The organism is Pontibacter beigongshangensis (genome assembly GCF_014332515.1).
Taxonomy (GTDB): Bacteria; Bacteroidota; Bacteroidia; order Cytophagales; family Hymenobacteraceae; genus Pontibacter; species Pontibacter beigongshangensis.
Window position 1 is genome coordinate 157,878 of sequence record NZ_VFSD01000002.1, and the last position, 20,237, is coordinate 178,114.

Sequence of the window (20,237 nt, forward strand, 5' to 3'; positions counted from 1 at the left end):
CTGATATGCTTACTTCTCTATGGCTTGCATCTGCAGGCAGATAACTGCCAACTGAGGGAGAGGGACCAGATCATTGACTAAACCATGAATGACTAAAGCTAATGCATTGGAAATATAGTACAAATAATATATAATTTCAAGTCTTAAAAGTGCAAAAGCAGAAACTTACCTATTGCTGTTCTGCAAGGTTATGGCAGCTAAGTACAATCAGCTGATTTCTGGTGTATGAAGGACCAGGGGACAGGGGTTAAAAGACGCCGGAGGGCCTTTTTCATTAGAATAATTAAGTACCTACTCAAAATTAAATATAATTTTTTTCCATCTTTCAGCCTAAGCTATCTCTAGCAAAAAACTGCTAAATAAGGCTTTTCGCTTCATTTGGCCCGATTTGCCTGCTGGTGAAAACACGCAGCAAGGGCAACGTAATTTGTAATTATTTTTGATCGACCATTTACGCTTCTGTCCGACAAAGTTTACTTGGATGTACTTAGAGTTTCTTAAAGCCTTCTGCTGTTACACATTTGCATAGCGTGCTATGCGTTACATCTGAGCTGTGTAACAAGTTTATTATACCTTTGCTATATGTTTCTGTTCGTCCGGAATTTTTATGATTATTTAGCTGTTCAGAGGTTGCAGTATAACCTGCTACAGCTAAAGGCCTTATAAATAAAAGTCAGCTTTAGCGCAGGAAACTGCGCAAGCATTATAACAGATAATTTGCTACTTTTGTAGCGACAAATATTTAATACTATTAAAATCTAGAATTTATGGCAATGTATCCTGAATATATGGTGGCTCCTATCCGTGAGGATCTTACTTCGGCTGGTTTTGAACAACTAATGACTGCCGAAGAAGTAGAGCAGGTTTTAGGCGCTGATAGTGGCACTGTACTTGTTGCCGTTAACTCCGTATGTGGTTGTGCGGCTGCAAAGGCTCGTCCGGCTCTTAAAATGGCTGTAGCTGCCAGCGAGAAGCGCCCGGAGAAATTGGTAACTGTATTTGCCGGCATGGAGCAGGACGCGGTGGCCAAAGCCCGGGAGCACATGCTGCCTTACCCTCCGTCATCCCCCTCTATCGCCCTGTTCAAAAACGGCGAACTGGTGCACATGATCGAGCGCTACCACATCGAGGGCAATGAACTGCACCGCATCGTAGACAACCTGAAAGGTGCCTTCGACGCGTACTGCTAAGGCTTCGCCCAATTAAAAATTACAAATTCAAAATTAGAAATGACCGGTAAAATATAATAGCCTTATTTCTGAACACGAATTGATTTATCAAAAACGACAGAGGCCGGTGCTAGCACCGGCCTCTGTCGTTTTTGACACAAATTGCTTTTAAAGTTACCTGGCTACACTGCTTGTCCTCAGGTCGAAGCCGATGTCGTGGCGGTAGTAGCGGTCCTGCCAGGTTATTTTTTCTGCGGCGGCATTGGCTTTTGCCAGGGCTTCATCCATGGTGTCGGCCAGGGCTGTAACGGCTATTACACGGCCCCCGTTATTGGTCAGTTTGTCGCCTACTTTTTTGGTGCCTGCATGAAATACCATCACCTCATCGCCCACGTTCTCAATGCCGCTGATTTCCTTGCCTTTCTCAAAACCTTCCGGATACCCGCCTGAAACCAGGAACACAGTGGCGGCCGTGCGCGGATCTACTTCCAGCTGAAAGCTGCCGAGTCGGTGCTCGTGCAGGGCGCAGAACATGTCGAACAGGTCGGATTTGATGCGTGGCAGGATAGCTTCTGTCTCAGGGTCGCCCAGGCGCACATTGTACTCAATTACGTAAGGCTCGCCGTTTACACTTATCAAGCCTATAAACAGGAAACCGGTGTACGGAATGTTCTCTTTCTGCAGCCCCTCCAGCGTAGGTTTTATAACACGGTCTTTCACTTTCTGCATAAACACATCGTCTGCAAATGGCACCGGCGAAATAGCGCCCATGCCACCTGTGTTTAGGCCAGTGTCGCCCTCACCTATGCGCTTATAGTCTTTTGCCTCCGGCAGCAGCACATACTCTTTGCCATCGGTAAGAATAAACACCGACACTTCTATGCCTGTCAGAAACTCTTCTATCACCACTTTGCTGCTGGCATTGCCGAAGCGCTTGTTACGCAACAAAGACTCCAGGGCATCCAGGGCCTCATCAAAATTCTGGGCAATAATAACGCCTTTGCCAGCTGCCAGCCCATCGGCCTTAATCACCACCGGGTACGCGTGGTTGCGCACATACTCCACGGCCTCGCGGTAGGTATCTTCTGTAAAAGCCTTATACCTGGCCGTGGGCACGTTATATTTCTCCAGGAACATTTTGCAGAAGTCTTTGCTTCCTTCGAGCATGGCACCCGCTTTGCGAGGCCCGATGATCAGGATGTGCTTCAGGTACTCGGTGCTCTGGAAATAGTCGTGGATACCTTCTACAAGTGCATTTTCGTGGCCCACCACAATCATCATGATATTGAAATCGGTGGCAAACTTGGCAACTTCCTCAAAGTTGTGCGTATCTACACAGGCGGTGGTGCCAAACTCTTCCGTACCGGCATTTCCGGGCGCCACAAACACTTTCTCACAATACTGGCTTTGACTCAGCTTCCAGGCAATGGCGTGCTCACGGGCACCAGATCCAATAATTAATACATTCATTCTGTACTTAATTGTTAAATTGTTGAATTGCTTACTTGTTAAATGACCTACTTGTTAATTAATTGAGCTGATAGCTTTAAAATTAGTTGGCTGTTTAAAGGTATAGATATGTATTAAAAGTCTATCTAACTCAGCAACTCAACCCATAAACAATTTAACCATTCAGCAGTTAAACAATTTAATTAGCATATTCAGAGAGGAACTTAATGCGCATCAGGCGCAGGTCCTCTTCGGTATAATCGTCGGTGCCCAGTTCTTTGAGGGCAGCGTTTATGTTGTCGGTTTTGGCTTGCAGAAAATAATCGTACACCTCCTCCTGCCGCTCATCGTCTAGCAGGTTGTTGATGTAGTAATTCAGGTTCAGCTTGGTGCCGGAGTAGCAGATGTGCTCGATCTCCTCTATCAGCTCCTGCATGGTCAGGTCTTTAGAGCTGGCTATTTCCTCCAGGTCCACTTTCTTATCGATCTGTTGAATGATGTAGATCTTGATCTTCGACTTGTTTACGGTAGTTTTCACCACCACGTCAGAGGCCGTCACAATATCGTTCTCCTCTACGTATTTGCTGATCAGGTCCAGGAAGGGCTTGCCGAACTTCTGCACCTTGCCCATGCCCACACCACCGATCTGCGCCAGCTCCTCTTTGTTCGTAGGATAAGTGGTGGCCATCTCTTTCAGCGACGGGTCCTGGAACAGCACGTACGGCGGCAGGTCCTTCTCCTTGGCCAGCTTTTTGCGCAGGTTCTTCAGCAGGTCGAACAGCACCTCGTCGTGTCCGGCCGCCGCCTGCGTTTCCTCTTTCTCTTCGTCCTCTTTCACTTCCTGCTCGTAGTTATGATCTTTTGTAAGTTGAATCGGATGTGGGTTCTGAATAAAGTCGTGTCCTTTCTGTGTCATCTTCACTACACCGAAATTTTCAATATCCTTCTCTAAATACTCTGACAACAGGACCTGGCGCAGCACTGAGCTCCAGAACTGGGCGTCCTGCTCTCTGCCTTTGCCAAACACCTCCAGCTTATCGTGGTCGTAGCTAGCTACATACTGATTGCGCAAGCCTGTCAGCACGGCGGTGATATGGTCTATCCCGAAGCGCTCTCCGGTCAGGTGTACGGCTTTCAGGGCCAGCTGCACTTCATCCTGCGCCTCAAAGCGTGGTTTCGGGTGCAGGCAGTTATCGCAGAAGCCGCAGTCTTTCTCATAGGCCTCTCCAAAATAGTGCAGCAGTTGCTTGCGCCGGCACACGGCAGAGTCGGCATAGGCAGCCATTTCCTGCAGCAGCAACTTGGAGTTGTCGCGCTCCGTTACGGGTTTGTCTTTGTTAAACTTCTCAAGCTTTATAATATCGTCGTAGCTGTAGAACATCAGGCAGTTGCCTTCCATTCCGTCGCGGCCGGCGCGCCCGGTTTCCTGGTAATACCCCTCAATTGACTTTGGGGTGTCGTAATGGATCACAAACCGCACATCCGGCTTGTCGATGCCCATGCCGAAGGCAATGGTAGCCACAATCACATCAGCTTCCTCGTTCAGGAATGCATCCTGGTTTGCCATCCGGATATTAGAGTCGAGGCCGGCATGGTAAGGCAGCGCTTTCACATCGTTTACGCGGAGCAGTTCCGCGATTTCTTCTACCTTTTTACGGCTTAAGCAATATACGATGCCGCTTTTTCCCTTGTTTCTCTTAACATACTGTATCAGCTGCTTTTTGGTATTGTGCTTGGGCCGTACTTCGTAGTAGAGGTTGGTGCGGTTAAAAGAGGATTTAAACACAGAAGCCTCATCCATCTGCAGGTTGCGCTGTATATCGAGCTGCACTTTAGGTGTGGCGGTGGCAGTGAGGGCAATTACGGGCAGGTCACCGATCTGGTCGATAATGCCCCGGATGCGGCGGTACTCCGGCCGGAAATCGTGGCCCCACTCCGAGATGCAGTGCGCCTCGTCGATGGCAACAAACGTAATATGGGCACTGCGCAGAAACTCGATGGTGTCTTCTTTGGTAAGCGACTCAGGCGCCACATACAGCAGCTTCACCTCTCCGGTAAGTGTCTCCTTTTTTACCCTGTTGATCTCCGACTTGGAGAGCGTAGAGTTAAGGAAGTGGGCGTTTACCCCAAAAGCGTTCAGTTGGTCCACCTGATTTTTCATCAGGGCAATAAGGGGAGAAATGACGATGGCAGTTCCCGGAAGCGACAAAGCAGGAAGCTGATAACACAACGACTTGCCCGCACCTGTTGGCATAATCACAAAGGTATTCTTGCGGTTGATAATATTATTTATTATCAACTCCTGATTACCCCTGAATTGATTATACCCAAAAACTTCCTTTAATTTGTTTTTGAGATTTACCTCTTGTTTAATTGACATTACCCTGGCGAAAAATGAATATTTACAACGCCTCCTTACCGGAGACCTTAACACAAATTTAATTTGAATCTCAATAATAACATCATTTTATCTGCAAAAAAAGTCTTGCAGGCAGAAGCCGGTGCAATCGCCAAACTGGCCGATTTTATCGACGAAGAGTTTGTAAGATGCGTCGAAGCCATTCTGCAGATAAAAGGCCGTGTGGTGGTGACGGGCATCGGCAAAAGCGCCCACATCGCCACCAAAATTGTGGCCACCCTGAACTCCACCGGCACCCCTGCCCTTTTTATGCACGCCGCCGATGCCATTCATGGCGACCTGGGCATGATCCAGTCGGAAGATTTTGTGATCTGCATCTCCAAAAGCGGCAATACCCCCGAAATAAAAGTACTGGTGCCACTCCTCAAGCGCAAAGGCTCCCAACTGGCCGCACTGGTTTCGGACACAGGCTCTTACCTGGCCCTGAACGCTAACTTTATTTTAAAAGCGCACGTAGAGCGGGAGGCCTGCCCGTTTAACCTGGCGCCTACCACCAGCACCACCGCGGCGCTGGCCCTGGGCGATGCCCTGGCCGTATGCCTGCTGGAGGCCCGCGGGTTCAGCAGCGCCGATTTCGCCACTTTGCACCCAGGCGGCTCCCTCGGCAAAAGGCTCTATCTTAAAGTTGGTGATATTTATGTTCATAATCAAGCGCCGCAGGTGCACGAGCGGGCGTCGCTGAAAGAAATCATCATCGAGATATCCTCTAAACGCCTGGGAGCTACGGCAGTAGTGGCTGCCGGCACCAACAAACTGGTTGGCATTATAACGGATGGCGATTTGCGCCGTATGCTCAATAAATTTGATTCCTTAGAAGGTATACTCGCCACCGACATCATGACGCCCTCTCCCCGCACGATCGAGCCCGAGCAGTATGCGGCAGAGGCCATGGCCATTATGCAGGATAAGAATATAACACAATTAGTAGTTACTATTGAAGATAAATTCGTAGGTTTCGTCCACCTACACGATCTCTTAAAAGAAGGACTTGTATAGCTATGGATAAAAACACCTTTGTAGTCATTATGGCTGGTGGCATCGGGAGCCGGTTCTGGCCGTTCAGCAGAACAAACTACCCTAAACAGTTTCATGATGTGCTGGGAACAGGCGAGAGCATGCTCCAGATGACGGCAAGGCGCTTTCAGAATGTCTGCCCACCCGAGAACATCTTTGTGGTTACGAATAAAGACTACGAGGCGCTGGTAAAAGAGCAGCTGCCGCAACTAACCGACAACCAGATTCTGCTGGAGCCGATAGGCCGTAACACAGCGCCCTGCATTGCCTATGCTTCTCATAAAATCGCGCTGTTAAACCCGGAGGCCAACCTGGTGGTTACGCCCTCAGACCACGTTATCCTGAAGGAGGAGGTGTTTACCAGCGTTGTAAAGGAAGGGCTGGCCGCAGCGGCAAAAGACGATGTGCTGATTACCCTTGGCATTGAGCCCAGCCGCCCCGACACTGGCTACGGCTACATCCAATACATAGACAACGACGGCAGCGACATAAAAAAGGTAAAGACCTTTACCGAAAAGCCAAACCTGGAACTGGCGCAAATGTTTTTCGACAGTGGCGACTTTGTCTGGAATGCCGGCATTTTTATCTGGAGCGCCAAAAGCATTCTGAATGCCTTCAGGCAGCACCTGTCTGAGATTTCGGAGGTGTTTGAGGAAGGAAACACGTTTTTGAACACAGCCCAAGAAAGCAACTTTATCGCCAAAGCCTACTCCCAGTGCCGCAACATCTCGATAGACTATGGCATTATGGAGAAAGTGGACAATGTATACGTGCTGCTGGCCGACATTGGCTGGTCTGACCTCGGCACTTGGAACTCGCTCTACACCATCGGTGAGAAAGAGAAAGACGGCAACGTAGTAGATGGCGACGTGCTCCTCTACGACACGAAAGACTGCATTATTAAAACCCCCAAAGAGCGACTGGTAGTGGTGCAGGGGCTAGAGAACTACATTATTGCCGAGTACGATAATGTGCTCATGATCTGCTCCAAAGACGAAGAGCAGAAGGTAAAAGAGTTTATGGCCGACGCCAAAGCCAAACGAGGCCCCAACTATATTTAAAGTTTACTTCTTCCACGGAAAAGCCTCTGCAGATTTAATTTTTGCAGGGGCTTTTTATTGAGACGCCACACACAGGATACAAGTACTGAGGTTTTTGTGTCCCGAATTAGGTATAACGTATCACGATTTAGGCCCCAGGATTTTTAATTAGCTGAGAGCTGAATGATGTTTTACGGTTCATCTTCGCATCTCCCAATCAACAATTTAGCCATTCAACAATTTAACAATCAGCAACTAACAACCAAATTATTCCAATCAAAAAGCCCCTCCGGAGGCGCTGCTGCTGCGGGCCATGCCTTGCCACCCAATATTTATCAGGTCAGCACTTTAGCTTTTGCGCCTGCTCCTTCTGCTCCAGTCCATGGTGATTAGCCGGACCGGGATCTCATCGCCCAGCAGCTTGCCCCAGGGTTTCAGGCCTTCGATGCGATCGAAGATGATCTTGAGCACGGCCACAAACGGGATAGACAGGAACATGCCCGAGACGCCCCAGAGCGAACCGCCAAGCAAAACGGCCAGAATCGAAATAAGGGCATTGATCTGCACCTGAGAAGACACGACACGCGGCACAATGATGTTGTTGTCTACAAACTGAATAACACTATAGGCCGCCACGATGGCCAGTTGTGTGGTATACCCATCTTTGGTAATGGTTGCCATGATGACAGGCAGCAGGATGGCCACAATGCCTCCAATATAGGGAATCAGGTTCAGGATGGCGCCCAGCACCCCGAGCAGGATGGCATACTCCACCCCCAACAGCAGCAGGGCGGCCGAATTCAGGACGGCCACAATAAAAGTCTCTATCAGCAGGCCCACAATATAGCTCTGTATCGCGGCTTTTGTGCCCTGCAGTATACCTGCCACACTCTCTGAGCTTTCTTTAGAGAACACTTCGTAAATAAAATTCAGGAGGAGTGTTTTGTAGAACAGGAGCAGGAAAATATATACCGGAATAAGAAAAACCACGCTAAACAAGCCGAGTGCGCCGCTAAGGGTACGGCCTAACAGCTCTTTGTTGCTGCTGGCCGCCTCGTTGAGGTACTGCGCCTGCTTATCCAGCGTAATGCCGAAGGTTCGGGCAATCCAGGTCTCCAGGTCGGTCAGTATCTGCCCGAACTTTTCCTTCATAACAGGCAGCATCTCGCCAAACTGAATAATCTGCGAAGACAGGAAATACAGAATACCGCCCAGCACCAGAACCGCCAGCAGCAGGGTTAGCAATATGGAGATGACCTTCGGAATTCTCAGCTTCAGGAACCTGCCATACAGGGGGTTCAGGAGCACGGCAAATAGCCCGGAGAAAGCAAGGGGCACAAGGAAATCAGCCAGTATGTAAAGCACATACACAAAGAGGATAAGGCCGAATAAAATGGTAGTGGTCTTTTTATAAAAAGGCTCCTGCGTTTCGGTGTTCATAAGATTGAGCTGAAGGTTTGGCTTTGAAACGTGTATGGCAGAAAAAGGAACATGTTTAAGCCGCAGATCGCTGGTAATACTTAGTAAAAAAGGTGCCACCAGCACAGGATCAGGAAAACTGCTGTTAATCGCGATTTATGAATTGGATTTTCAGGAGTCTGCCTATGCTGCCATCTGTAGCTGTTATCTGCGGTAATACCTAAAGAAAGCAGGGTTGACTTGATATTGTTTACCTTTTTAAAATCAGGATGATCAAAGGTTGGCATCTGGTATGTAGCAAGTAGCCAATTACTTGAATGAAAAAGCCCCTCCAGAGGTTTCTGTTGCTGCTGCTGCTGTTTTTTGTCTGAATCAGGATTATCAGGATTTAAGGATGAGGTGGATGTATTTATACCACTTTTAGCTGATTCCGTCTTATTACGCCTCCCTGCGCTGTCCGGGGACAGCGCACTTTCCTAAAGCAGAAATGGCTTTCTGTTCTGCAAACGGAGGTTCTGTCCGGGGACAGAACCGGGGAGTAAAATCAGCAGACCTTTTTGAGGAATGGATTATTTGAATGAAAAAGCCCCTCCGGAGCTGCTGCTACTGCTGCTGCTCCGGAGGGGCTTTAAACTTTTTAACTTTAACCTCTCTAACTTTCTAACTCAAAAAATCACCTTGGCTCAAAAGTGTTCAGGTTGGAGTAGCCGGTTTCGCGGAGGCGCTGGCTCAGGGCTTCGTACAAAATAATGCCCGTTGCTACCGATACGTTGAGGGAACCAATCTGGCCAAGCAGCGGAATGCGGAGCTTGGCATCGGCTCGCTTCAGGTACTCCGGCGATATGCCGTCTTCCTCACTGCCCATGATAATGGCGGTAGGCACCGTAAAGTCTACCTGGCTGTCGGGCAGCATCAGGTCTGTTTTTTCGGTACAGGCTACTATTTGTATGCCTGAGTTCTTCAGGTACTCGATGGCGTCTTTCAGGTTGGGCTCGCGGCAGATAGGCACCAGGTGCAAAGCGCCCGCCGATGTTTTAATGGCGTCGGCATTTGCCTGCGCTCCGCCACGACTTGGGATTACGATGGCATCTACGCCCATACATTCGGCGTTCCGGGCAATGGAGCCGAAATTTCGCACGTCCGTAATACGGTCCAGGATGAGCAGGAGCGGGTTCTTGCCTTTTTCATACAAGGAAGTCACGATTTCGGCCAAAGGCAGATACGTGATGGCAGAAATATAGGCAACCGCACCCTGGTGGTTTTTGCGGGTAAGCTTGTTGAGCTTCTCGATAGGCACCATGGCTACCGGCACATCCGCTTTTTTGGCCAGTTCCAGCATTTCATCCGTCATCGGGTTTCTGGCGCTTTTCTGAAGAAAGATCTTCTCCATTACTTTACCCGCAAGCATGGCCTCGATGATCGGCCTCAGGCCAAAGATCATTTCCATTTTGTCTTCCTTCGGTGCTCTGGGGCTACCGTACCGGGGGTTTACATATTCTCTGTTATTCCTGCTCTCCATTTTGAAACTGTGCTGTACCAGTTCTCCTCGTATTCGCGGCGCCGTATCAGCTCGTAGTAATTGTTGGTAAAGTTATTCTCTTTTTTGTTAAAAACGAACTTAATATAAGGCATAGAGGCCGACTCCCGGTAAATCCAGGCTTCGGTGGTGCCCACCCGGCTCACGTTGCTTGGCCTGCCATAGATAATATAAACCATGCCACGGTCGCTGGCCCAGCCCTCTTTATGGGAGGTAAAGCGTCTGTTCGCCTCTTCTACCCGCGTATAAAACGTCCGGATCAGTTGGCGGGCATTCTCCTTGTCGCGTGCCACCTTCAGCCAGAAATCGTCGATGGCGGCCTTCGGATCTTTCGATTTCATGATCACTTCCCGCTCTTCCGAGGTGGTGAGGTAAATAAGCGGGGGCAGCATCTCTTTGGCCATGGTTATCTGCGGAAAGGTACCCTGCCGCACCAGCAGCCCCACAGAGGCGCCTCCTCTACCCGAGATCAGGTAAAGGCCGGGGTTCTGGAACCGTATGGTGTCGCCAACACTGTAGGCAGTTGTATCGACAGGCTGTATAGCGCTAATCGGTGGTGGTTGCCGGGTAGACATGGGCGGCAAAGCCGGCATAAGGGCATTGCTATACGATTGCACCTGCAAAGTGCTGTCGGAGCCGTAGTAACTTGCCAGCACCGCCTCCCCTGTTTTTACATAAGATCGGAACAAAGGCGCGCCGGTTTCTTTTTCCAGCAGCATAAAATCTTTGTGCAGCAGGTCGGGCTGCAAAGGCAAAGTATAAAAAGACGAGACATGTCCCTGCGAACCTGCCTTCTGCCAGAGGCGCATCTGCAGTATGTTGGGGGCAGTTACCAGTTGGCGGGGCACTTTAAGCCGGAGCAGCAGGCTGCCATCCGGGTTCGCTCGCTGCTGCCCCGTAACCTGTACCGAATCGCGGAGCAGCACGGCATCCCGTTCGGTAGCGCCAGGCCTTACCGTGTACTCAAACCGGGTGGCGATGCGCTGCACATTCAGCACCTGGTGGGCATCATTAAACTTTACATACAGGTAGAGTGTGTCCTGGGCCGTATAGTGATCGTATTGCATGGCCACATGCGGAGCCACGTTTCTGGTAGCCGACGATGCCCGCATAGGCGCGCTGTTTCCCGACATCTGCCCCATGGGTATGTTAGACCCGCACGAAGCCAGCAGCAAGCAAGTCAGAAAGGAAAGTAAGGTTCCTATTTTCATCAAAACCAAGTTATAAATACAACCCTTAAAATCAAAGAGCCAGCTATTAGATAGTCTGGCTCTTTTACTCTTTTATGCACTACTTTGTTTAACGGCGCATGCGCTGCAGGTATTGCATAAAGGTTTCCTGCAGCTGCATAGCCCTGTCCTGCATTCCCATTTCCTGCGCGGCCGCTATGGTTTGCTGCATCATGAGCATATTGGTCTGGATTTCCATCTCAAACAAAGACCCTTTCTCAAAATAATAATCCAGGTTCTCCTGCGATGATTTCACAATTCCTTCCATTAAGGCTGTGGCACGTTCCTCCTCGCCAAGCTCGGCCAGCAACGGAATAAAGTTTGGCGTATAATAGTCGTATGGCACGGTTTCGAACGGAAGCACGGTAAAGCAGTGGTCTATCACTTCTTTTGCGCGCACGTTGTCTCCGTCAGCAAGATAAGCTTCGGCCAGTTTGGCAAACTTGTCGCGGGCATTGGCGGTGAACCGGTAGTAGTTGTCGTCGTAGTAGATATCTGCCCTGTCGAAGTTCCTGAAGCTGTACTTCTTCATCATGTTCTCGTACATCACCTCCTTGTGTATGTTGCTGATTTCTTCATCCTGAGAGAACCTAACCGGCACAATGCGCTGCGCCAGCCCCTCCAGCTGAAAGTACTCCGAGAGCCCCATAAAATCGGCGCTGTTTACGGTAGTGGAGAAATAAATAGGCCGCTCCCAGTTTGCATTCGCCAGCAGGTCGAGGATGATCAGGTGCTTCTTCTCGAGCAGCGACTGGCTCACCTGCCACTGCATCCGGTCGGTTATCATTTGCTGCTTTTCCTCCGGTACAAACCCTAACTGCTGTACATGGGCTTTATCCACGTTCAGGAAGAAGTTTTTGGTCGGGAACGTGAGCAGTGTGGTGCCGGAGCCATACTGCGCCTGCAGGGCAGGGTGGTTCTGTTTTACGAGGCTGATGAACTGCTTCAGGTCGATACCGGCTGCCACTTGTGGCTTCTCGGCGTAAGGGAGGTAGTCGTTGGTGCCTTGCTGGTAGTTCTCTTTTTCGAGTATCACCGGCCATGGGTCCGATTCGTAGGCCTGACGCTTCATCTGGTCTATGTACCAGTCGGTGTTCAGGTAGCTCAGTACGGCCACACGCACATCGGTTCTGTAGCCTTCCACTTCCTGCGCATACCATAGCGGGAACGTATCGTTGTCGCCGTTGGTGAACAGGATGGCATTGGGGGCACAGGAGTCGAGCAGGTTCTTGGCCGAGTCTACGGAGTGGTAGCGGTCAGAGCGGTCGTGATCGTCCCAGCCCTCAGCAGCCAGAATGACAGGTGCCGCCAGACAAACAGCTGTAGCCACACCAGCTCTGGCAGTATGGTTCCGGAGCACAGTGCGGAGTAGGTCTGCCAGCCCCAGCACGCCCAGGCCTATCCAGATGGAGAAGGCATAGAACGAACCGGCAAAGGTATAGTCCCGCTCCCTCGGCTCGAGGGGCGGCTGGTTCAGGTACAGGGCAATGGCTATGCCGGTAAAGAAGAACAGCAAGCCCACCACAAATGCATCCTGCTCTTTTTTCCGGATCTGGTAGATGAGCCCTAAAATGCCCACCAGCAGCGGAAGCATATAAAACGCGTTCCTGGCTTTGTTGTTTGCCACTTTGGCCGGCAGGTCGCCGGTATTTTTGTTAAACCAAAGCACCCCCGAATTCTGCACATCGCCCTCACGGCCTATAAAATTCCAGCCGAAGTAGCGCCAGTACATATGCCCGAGCTGGTACCGGAACAGGAAGCTCATATTCTGCCCGAAGGTTGGCATTTGCCCCTCCCGTATATTTACCCATTTCTTATACTCTTCCAGGTCCTGCTTTTTATCGCTGTAGATGCGCGGAAGAATAGTTTTGTCTTTACTGTCGTACACATAAGAGAGCTTCCGACCGGTTGTCACATATTTATCTTTGCCTTTTACGTAGCGGGGAGCCCCCTCCTCCTGGTCTACCGGCTGGGCATTGTACTGCGGGCCGTAGAGCAACGGACGGTCGCCGTACTGCTCCCGCTTCAGGTAGGCCACAAAGCTCATGATATCTTCCGGGTCATTCTCATCGATAGTGGGATCATAGCCGGACCTGATCGGGATGATCATGTAGGAAGAGTAGCCGATCAGGATAAAGGTAAAGCAAAGGATGGCGGTATTTAGCATTCTGTTGCCCTTAAGGATGGAGTAACGGATACCCCAGATGATGCCTCCTACTAGCAAAGCAACAAACACGATAATGCCGGAGCCGAAGGGCAGGCCAAGCGAATTGACAAAGAACACCTCCACGTTTCCGGCCAGCGACGGCAGCCCCGGAATAACTCCCCACAGAATGGCCACTACAATAACGGCGCTTATCAGAAAGGCTGCTACACCGCCCCAGAAAGTTGGCTTGTAAAGACGGAAATAATAAATAAAGGCAAGGGCCGGAATAGTGACCAGGTTCAGTAAGTGAGCGCCAATAGACAGGCCTACGAGGTAGGCAATCAGGATCAGCCATTTATCAGAGAGTGACTGGCCAACTTTGCTTTCCCAGCGGAGCATTGCCCAGAAAACGATGGCGGTAAAGAAAGACGACATGGCATACACCTCGGCCTCCACCGCCGAGAACCAGGCCGAATCTGTGAACGTATAGGCAAGCGCTCCTACGGCACCACTGCCCATTATCAGCAGGATGTTGCCGGTGCCTACCACAGGCTCCCCTTCTTTAAACATAATTCTGCGGGCCAGAATAGTGATAGACCAGAAGAGGAAAAGAACGGTTAAAGAGCTGCAAAGGGCTGAAAGCAGGTTTACCCACCAGGCCACCTGGCTCACATCGCTGGCAAACATCGAGAAGATCCGGCCTACCAGAAGATAAAACGGCGCCCCGGGCGGGTGCGGTACCAGTAATTTGTACGAGCAGGCAATAAACTCACCCGCATCCCAATAACTTGCTGTTGGTTCCAGCGTCAAAACATAAACTGTAGTCGCAATTAAACACACGACCCAGCCAACCAGGTTGTTTATCTTCCGATAATCCGTCATAACTAGATTTGAATTCAGCCCCGAAAATAAGAAATAAAGCTAAGCGCCCACGCACTTTTGTAAATTTATATGAAAAAAGCCGACCTTATGGGCCGGCTTTTTTTGTAACGAAACGTACAGTACGTTTATTTTTGAAGGATCAGGCGCTTTGTCTCCACCATCTTATCGTTTACCAGGAGGCTGTAAAAATACACCCCAGCCGGCAGGCTCGACATATCCACGTCCACATCGAGGGTAGAAAGTTCCTTTACAGCCACCACTTTACCTATCGTGTTCGAAATCTTGATTTTATAGTGTTGATTATCATTGCCAACCTGTGTCAGCGACAGGCGGGTAATGCCTCTTGACGGGTTCGGGTAGGCGTTGATAGAGGGCATCACCTTCTGCTCTGGACCTGCCATAAGGCTGGCCAACGTAACCGTTGCATAAAAGCTTTTGTTAGATTTGGAGGGCTCATAGGCATGAAAAGCAGAACTTACTGCCGAGGCATAGATTTTGGAGCAGGTATGGCTGTTGTCTTTAACAACGAAGGTAGGCCGTGCGTTTTGTGCCGACACGTTCAGGGCACTCTGCCTTTCTGTCACTTGTTTCCAGTCGGAGGCAGAACCTTTGTAGATGGGGGAAATACCTTCCTTATTGGCATCTCTCAGGTAGCCGCCTGCATTTACAGCAAAGCCGGCTAGCTGCGATCCCAGCACCGCCACTACAAAAAATAATTTAGTAAAAGTCTTCATCTTCATATTCAGAGCCTCATCTTTGAGCTTTTAGCCACCGTTCGATCTAATCTATCAAAGATAGCTAAAATCATGGCAATTTAAATGCTGTATTTTTAAATAGTTGCCAGCAAAAACCCAAACAATTGATAATTCCTTTTTTGTTCAGCCAAATCGCCGGCAAGAATTCAATAACAAGAATAATGCCTGTTATTATCCGGGTTCATGCATCACAAAAAAATAATATAGATTTTTAGCTATCCTATTTTTTGCCTGCTCTTCAAATAAGGCAATTATCACTACAACTCCTCTCCCCGGCATCGGACTTTGCACCGCTCTGCAGATGCCGTCCCTTTCAGGCTCTCCTGCAGTTGTTCTTTGAGCGGCAATTGTAGCTGGGGAAAAATCAAATTATTTGAATAAAAAAGGGCCTCCGGAGGCGTTACTACTGATTTAACACCGGCAGAGGAAAGATCAGATAGGATGTAGTGCTACTTGTACAGCCGAAGCCTGTTGGGTAGTAAAGGATAAGACTGCGCTTTGTAAGAGGAGTTCCTCTCTTCCTCTTACCTTCATCAATCCTTTTTAAAAATTAGCTTTTCATTGTTAGATTGCAGAATCAATTCTTTACTTTTTGTTACAGAGTATTGATTAACATTTGGCATAACTGAAAAGAATCTATTCCCCCACTCCGTGTCCTCGGCTAAAGTATATGCAAACTCCACTACCTGTATCCTATTTTCACCAAGATGTTTAAATTCACCTTTAACACCATTATTTGCAGTAGCCCCTTCAAACTTCTCAAGTTTTTCATCTTCAAATTTCATTACAATATCCTCAGATACTGGCCTATTTTTCGGCGGTTGCCCGTTCAGAAACTCCATTCTCTGCAAAATCCACCTTCCTGAGAGCTCAACAGGAATTTCTTCATCTTTAGGGTTAACTTCATCTATTTTCTTACATGACAAAGAAAATAGCATCACCAAAGAGTACAGGGTAAGAAGAATACACTTTTTCATTTTTTATTTTTGTTGTTCCAATTGCCACTAACGAATCGGCTATGGTGCATTTAAATGCGTCATGAGTTTTGTTCACAACATTTATTTTAACCTATAACCAATAGAGAATTGATAGGATTGGTTCTGGAAGCTTACCTTCTCCGTTGCTGGCGGTTGAGATTTATCGGGATTAATTACTGATGTTAAGCCATAGCTATACCTAAAGCTAATATAGACTTTTTCGCCAGCATGAAGATTGGCTCCTAAAGCATACCCCGCGTCAAACCTATTATATTGCTCCTTATTGTATTTAGCTCCACGGTTGAGTAAGTATCCAAACTCAGGTCCGAATAATAGATCCATTCTTTTGAACAACTTCAAACCTGCCATGACGGGCAAATTCAAATAGTTTAGGTGGCTGTAAACTTTGGCACCTTCAGAAGTATTATTACTAATATAGCCCTTGTTTGAAAACAAGAGTTCTGGATTAACAGAGAATCTTTCGCTCATGTTGTACTTACTGTAAAGCCCAACATGAAAGGCAGGTTTGTAGGGATAGCCCCATTTTTCGTAATACGGATCTTCTGAGTTTACATTAAGCCTTACCCAATTAAACCCACCCTTGATGCCATAGCTTGTTTGAGCAAAATTCTGATGAGCTAGCACTACGAATAGTACGAATAAAATAGCTTTTTTTATCATTTTTACAAGCTTATTGTTGGCAACTTGCAGATAATAGTAATAAACCTGCAGCAAATTATCGATTATGACAAGTAACCGCACCAACGAATTTACTAAATACAGGAAATTCAATTTAAAGCACCAGCATTAGATCACAAAACCAATCTCCTGAAACGCAAAAAACCGCAGTTCCTGCTCAATTTCCACTGCCAGCCTGCCTTCTTCGTCTACGCCTTGTATCTGCCCCGGCACCTGCTGGCCCTGCACCAGAAAAGAGTGTTTTTCCTGGTAGCGGTACAGCACCTGCAGGTAGTCGAACTTGAGCTTGGCCAGCTTGCCGGCACGCAGCTCCAGGTAGCGCTTCTCCAGGTGTTCCAGCATGCGGCACACCACACTATCCAGGTCAAGCTCACGTTGTAAGGCCGAAGCGAGCGAGGTGGCGACCGGCGAGGAGAAAGTAGTTTGATTCACATTTAAACCAATTCCGGCAATGCTATGTTGTAATATCTGACTACTTATGGTGTTTTCTATTAAAATCCCGCCTAACTTTCTATCTTCAACATACAGGTCGTTGGGCCACTTTAGCTGGGCCTGCGACAGCCCCTGCTCGCGTACCAGGTCCAGCACGGCAAGCGAAACGGCTATGTTGAGATAAAACTGCTGCCTGACCGGCAAAAAGGAAGGAAACAACACCACCGAAAGTGTCATGTTTTTTCCGGGACCTGCTTCCCAACTGTTGCCCCGCTGCCCGCGACCATTTGTTTGCCGGGAAGAGAGCACGACACAGCCCTCTGTGGCTTCATTTTTGTTGAGAAGCTTTTGGGCCTCTGTGTTAGTAGATTCACAAACCGGCAGGAAATATTGCTGCCGGCCCATAAACAGCGTATTAGGCACCATATAGTAAGCAAAATTTTATACTTTTGTATTTCAAATTTAAGTAGCACAAATGAAACAAACCAAGGTTGAGGTTAATTCAGACATATTGGCAGATATTGTCGTAAAAGGCATGCAGGAGAAGAAGGCAGCCGATATTGTCGTTATTAATCTTAAATCCCTCAAAAATGCTGTATCAGATTACTTTGTCATAGCATCCGCCAGCTCAGATACGCAACTAGATGCTATTGCAAGCTCTATAGAAGAAGTGGTATACAAGGCCACCCACCAGAACCCCTGGCAAACGGAGGGCCGCACCAACAAAGAGTGGATATTGCTGGATTATGTGGACGTGGTGGCACATGTATTCTTAAAAGACAAGCGGGAATTTTATGCACTGGAAGAACTTTGGGGCGATGCCCGCATAGAACATATTCAGCCTGCTTAGTCTATTAATGCAGCCAGCTCAAAACAATTCGATCTGGCTGATGTTTTTAATTAACTGTAATTAAACATTCATGGCAGAGAATAATAATAAAGGCAATAACAATAAAAAGAAAAAGCCGATCATTCCGAACACCCCGCCCCGGCCAACTATGCAGCTGTGGATGCTGGCCGTGCTGATTCTGCTTATTTTCGGGCTTACGTACCTCAACAAGAGCAGCGCCTCCAGAGAATCATCACAACAAGCCTTTGAGGAAATGCTGCTCAGCAACGATGTCCGCAAAGTAGATATCGTGAACAACAACCTGGTGGAGGTGTACCTGAAGGAGGAGGCGCTGAGCAACGACAAGTACAAATCAGAGCTGGATGGGCGTGGCAACTTTGCCATGGGGCAGCAGGGGCCGCACTACCACTTCAACATTATTTCGCCGGAAATATTTAAGGAGGACCTGGACAAGCTACAGGCAAACATGCCCAAAGAGCAGCAAATACCCTATAACGTGGTTTCCAGAACCGGTTTTATGGACTTTTTTGCCACCTGGGGCTTCTTCATACTCTTGCTGTTCGGTTTCTGGTTCCTGATGCGCCGCGTAACAGCCGGTGGCGCAGGAGGTCAGATCTTCAATATCGGCAAATCCAAGGCAGCTCTCTTTGATGCAGAGAACAAGGTAAAGATTACGTTTAAGGATGTGGCTGGCCTCGAAGAAGCAAAAGAAGAAATACAGGAGATCGTGGAGTTCCTCAAGAACCCGTCCAAGTTTACGATTCTGGGTGGAAAGATACCCAAAGGCGCCTTGTTAGTTGGCCCTCCGGGAACAGGTAAAACCCTGCTTGCCAAAGCAGTAGCCGGCGAGGCCGACGTGCCGTTTTTCTCGCTGTCCGGTTCCGACTTTGTGGAGATGTTTGTGGGCGTGGGTGCCGCACGGGTGCGCGACCTGTTTAAGCAGGCAAAAGCCAAAGCCCCTTGTATTATCTTTATTGATGAGATTGATGCCATTGGCCGCCACCGTAGCCGCGGACAGCAGCCAGGAGGCAACGACGAGCGCGAAAACACCCTGAACTCACTTTTAGTGGAGATGGATGGTTTTGCCACCGATTCGGGCGTTATTATACTGGCAGCCACAAACCGCCCTGACACGCTCGACTCTGCCCTGCTTCGTCCGGGTCGTTTCGACCGCCAGATCAGCATCGATAAGCCGGATATTAATGGCCGTACCGAGATCTTCGCGGTTCACTTAAAGCCGATTACGCTGGCAGCAGACGTAGATGCCAGAAACCTGGCCGCTCAAACGCCTGGTTTTGCCGGTGCTGAGATCGCCAACGTGTGTAACGAAGCAGCTCTTATTGCTGCCCGCCGCAACAAAAAAGCGGTAGACCAGCAGGACTTTAACGATGCCATCGACCGGGTGATTGGAGGCCTCGAGAAAAAGAACAAGATCATTTCTCCGGGCGAGAAAAAGATTGTGGCCTACCATGAGGCTGGCCACGCGGTGGCTGGCTGGTTCCTGGAGCACGCCGATCCATTGGTAAAGGTAAGTATCGTACCACGAGGTGTCGCCGCCCTGGGTTATGCGCAGTACCTGCCCAAAGAGCAGTTCCTGTACACCACCGAGCAGCTGATAGACGAAATGTGCATGGCCCTGGGTGGACGTGCCGCAGAAGAGATCGTGTTTGGCAAGATTTCTACCGGCGCTCTGAGCGACCTGGAGCGAATTACCAAAATGGCCTACAGCATTGTAACCATGTATGGCATGAACACTAAAATAGGGAATGTCTCCTTCTACGACTCCAAGCAAAGCTCTGATTATTCTTTTAATAAGCCTTATTCAGAAGCAACTGCCGAAACAATAGATAACGAGGTACGTGCCATTATAGGAACCGCTTACGAGCGCACTATTAAGCTACTGACCGATAAGCGTAAAGAGTTGGAAATCATAGCGCAGGAGTTGCTGCAGAAAGAGATCCTGTTCCAGAGCGACCTGGAGCGGCTGGTGGGAAAGCGTCCGTTTGAGGAGCTGACTACGTACCAGGCGCACACAGCCGGCACCGACCGTAGCAAAACCAAAAGCGAGGTAGACCAGGAGCATCCGCAGGAGCGCGGCCTTACCGAGCATCCGGAGCAGGAAGAAGGTATAGTGCCAGGCACTCCCTTAACAGGAAATGGCTCCTCTACCGATCAGAGCACTTCTGCCAACTCCCGCATTGCATAACAGAAACAATTTGC

15 protein-coding genes are annotated in these 20,237 nt (G+C 48.9%); 5 read left to right on the plus strand and 10 right to left on the minus strand.

The window, feature by feature from the left end; all coding sequences use genetic code 11:
• Positions 1-773 precede the first annotated feature (773 nt).
• Positions 774-1,190, plus strand: coding sequence for a BrxA/BrxB family bacilliredoxin (locus tag FJM74_RS02815; protein ID WP_317175532.1), 417 nt, complete (start codon positions 774-776; stop codon positions 1,188-1,190).
• A 153-nt stretch (positions 1,191-1,343) separates the two neighbouring features.
• Here the strand turns inward: FJM74_RS02815 and purD are convergent, their stop codons facing one another.
• On the minus strand, positions 1,344-2,639 hold the full coding sequence (purD, locus tag FJM74_RS02820; RefSeq protein WP_187261045.1) for a phosphoribosylamine--glycine ligase: 1,296 nt from the start codon (positions 2,637-2,639) through the stop codon (positions 1,344-1,346).
• 178 nt (positions 2,640-2,817) lie between these two features.
• Entirely contained in the window at positions 2,818-4,998 is a 2,181-nt protein-coding gene (gene recQ / locus FJM74_RS02825) for a DNA helicase RecQ (RefSeq protein ID WP_187261046.1), read from the minus strand.
• A 63-nt stretch (positions 4,999-5,061) separates the two neighbouring features.
• Between recQ and FJM74_RS02830 the strand changes: the two genes are divergently transcribed.
• Together FJM74_RS02830 and FJM74_RS02835 are read left to right on the plus strand one after the other, a co-directional pair.
• Entirely contained in the window at positions 5,062-6,033 is a 972-nt protein-coding gene (locus tag FJM74_RS02830) for a KpsF/GutQ family sugar-phosphate isomerase (protein WP_187261047.1), read from the plus strand.
• 2 nt (positions 6,034-6,035) lie between these two features.
• The gene (locus FJM74_RS02835) at positions 6,036-7,112 is read left to right on the plus strand and encodes a mannose-1-phosphate guanylyltransferase (protein ID WP_187261048.1); all 1,077 of its coding nucleotides are present in this window, start codon (positions 6,036-6,038) and stop codon (positions 7,110-7,112) included.
• 327 nt (positions 7,113-7,439) lie between these two features.
• Here FJM74_RS02835 and FJM74_RS02840 read toward each other — a convergent pair whose 3' ends face one another.
• From FJM74_RS02840 to FJM74_RS02875, 8 genes are all read right to left on the minus strand, one after another.
• Positions 7,440-8,531 (minus strand): AI-2E family transporter, encoded by a 1,092-nt coding sequence (locus FJM74_RS02840; protein WP_187261049.1) that lies wholly within the window; start codon positions 8,529-8,531, stop codon positions 7,440-7,442.
• A gap of 652 nt (positions 8,532-9,183) precedes the next feature.
• Complete coding sequence (gene rlmB, locus FJM74_RS02845; protein WP_187261050.1) at positions 9,184-10,029, minus strand: 23S rRNA (guanosine(2251)-2'-O)-methyltransferase RlmB; 846 nt, start codon at positions 10,027-10,029, stop codon at positions 9,184-9,186.
• Positions 9,999-11,258, minus strand: coding sequence for a GWxTD domain-containing protein (locus FJM74_RS02850; RefSeq protein ID WP_241738918.1), 1,260 nt, complete (start codon positions 11,256-11,258; stop codon positions 9,999-10,001). Before FJM74_RS02850 ends, rlmB begins: the two co-directional genes overlap by 31 nt.
• An 88-nt stretch (positions 11,259-11,346) precedes the next feature.
• Positions 11,347-14,304, minus strand: coding sequence for a glycosyltransferase family 117 protein (locus FJM74_RS02855; RefSeq protein WP_187261051.1), 2,958 nt, complete (start codon positions 14,302-14,304; stop codon positions 11,347-11,349).
• Positions 14,305-14,429: 125 nt separating this feature from the next.
• Positions 14,430-15,038 (minus strand): T9SS type A sorting domain-containing protein, encoded by a 609-nt coding sequence (locus FJM74_RS02860; protein ID WP_187261052.1) that lies wholly within the window; start codon positions 15,036-15,038, stop codon positions 14,430-14,432.
• Between the two features lie 554 nt (positions 15,039-15,592).
• The gene (locus tag FJM74_RS02865; protein WP_187261053.1) at positions 15,593-16,036 is read right to left on the minus strand and encodes a hypothetical protein; all 444 of its coding nucleotides are present in this window, start codon (positions 16,034-16,036) and stop codon (positions 15,593-15,595) included.
• An 81-nt stretch (positions 16,037-16,117) separates the two neighbouring features.
• A complete protein-coding gene (locus FJM74_RS02870; protein ID WP_187261054.1) occupies positions 16,118-16,717 on the minus strand; it encodes a porin family protein in 600 nt (199 codons plus the stop codon).
• Between the two features lie 126 nt (positions 16,718-16,843).
• Positions 16,844-17,593: a biotin--[acetyl-CoA-carboxylase] ligase gene (locus FJM74_RS02875; RefSeq protein WP_187261055.1), complete on the minus strand. Its 750-nt coding sequence runs from the start codon at positions 17,591-17,593 to the stop codon at positions 16,844-16,846.
• 49 nt (positions 17,594-17,642) lie between these two features.
• On the opposite strand from FJM74_RS02875, the gene rsfS reads away from it, so the two are divergent.
• Complete coding sequence (gene rsfS / locus FJM74_RS02880; RefSeq protein WP_187261056.1) at positions 17,643-18,017, plus strand: ribosome silencing factor; 375 nt, start codon at positions 17,643-17,645, stop codon at positions 18,015-18,017.
• A 70-nt stretch (positions 18,018-18,087) separates the two neighbouring features.
• Positions 18,088-20,223 (plus strand): ATP-dependent zinc metalloprotease FtsH, encoded by a 2,136-nt coding sequence (ftsH, locus tag FJM74_RS02885; protein WP_187261057.1) that lies wholly within the window; start codon positions 18,088-18,090, stop codon positions 20,221-20,223.
• Positions 20,224-20,237: the final 14 nt, after the last annotated feature.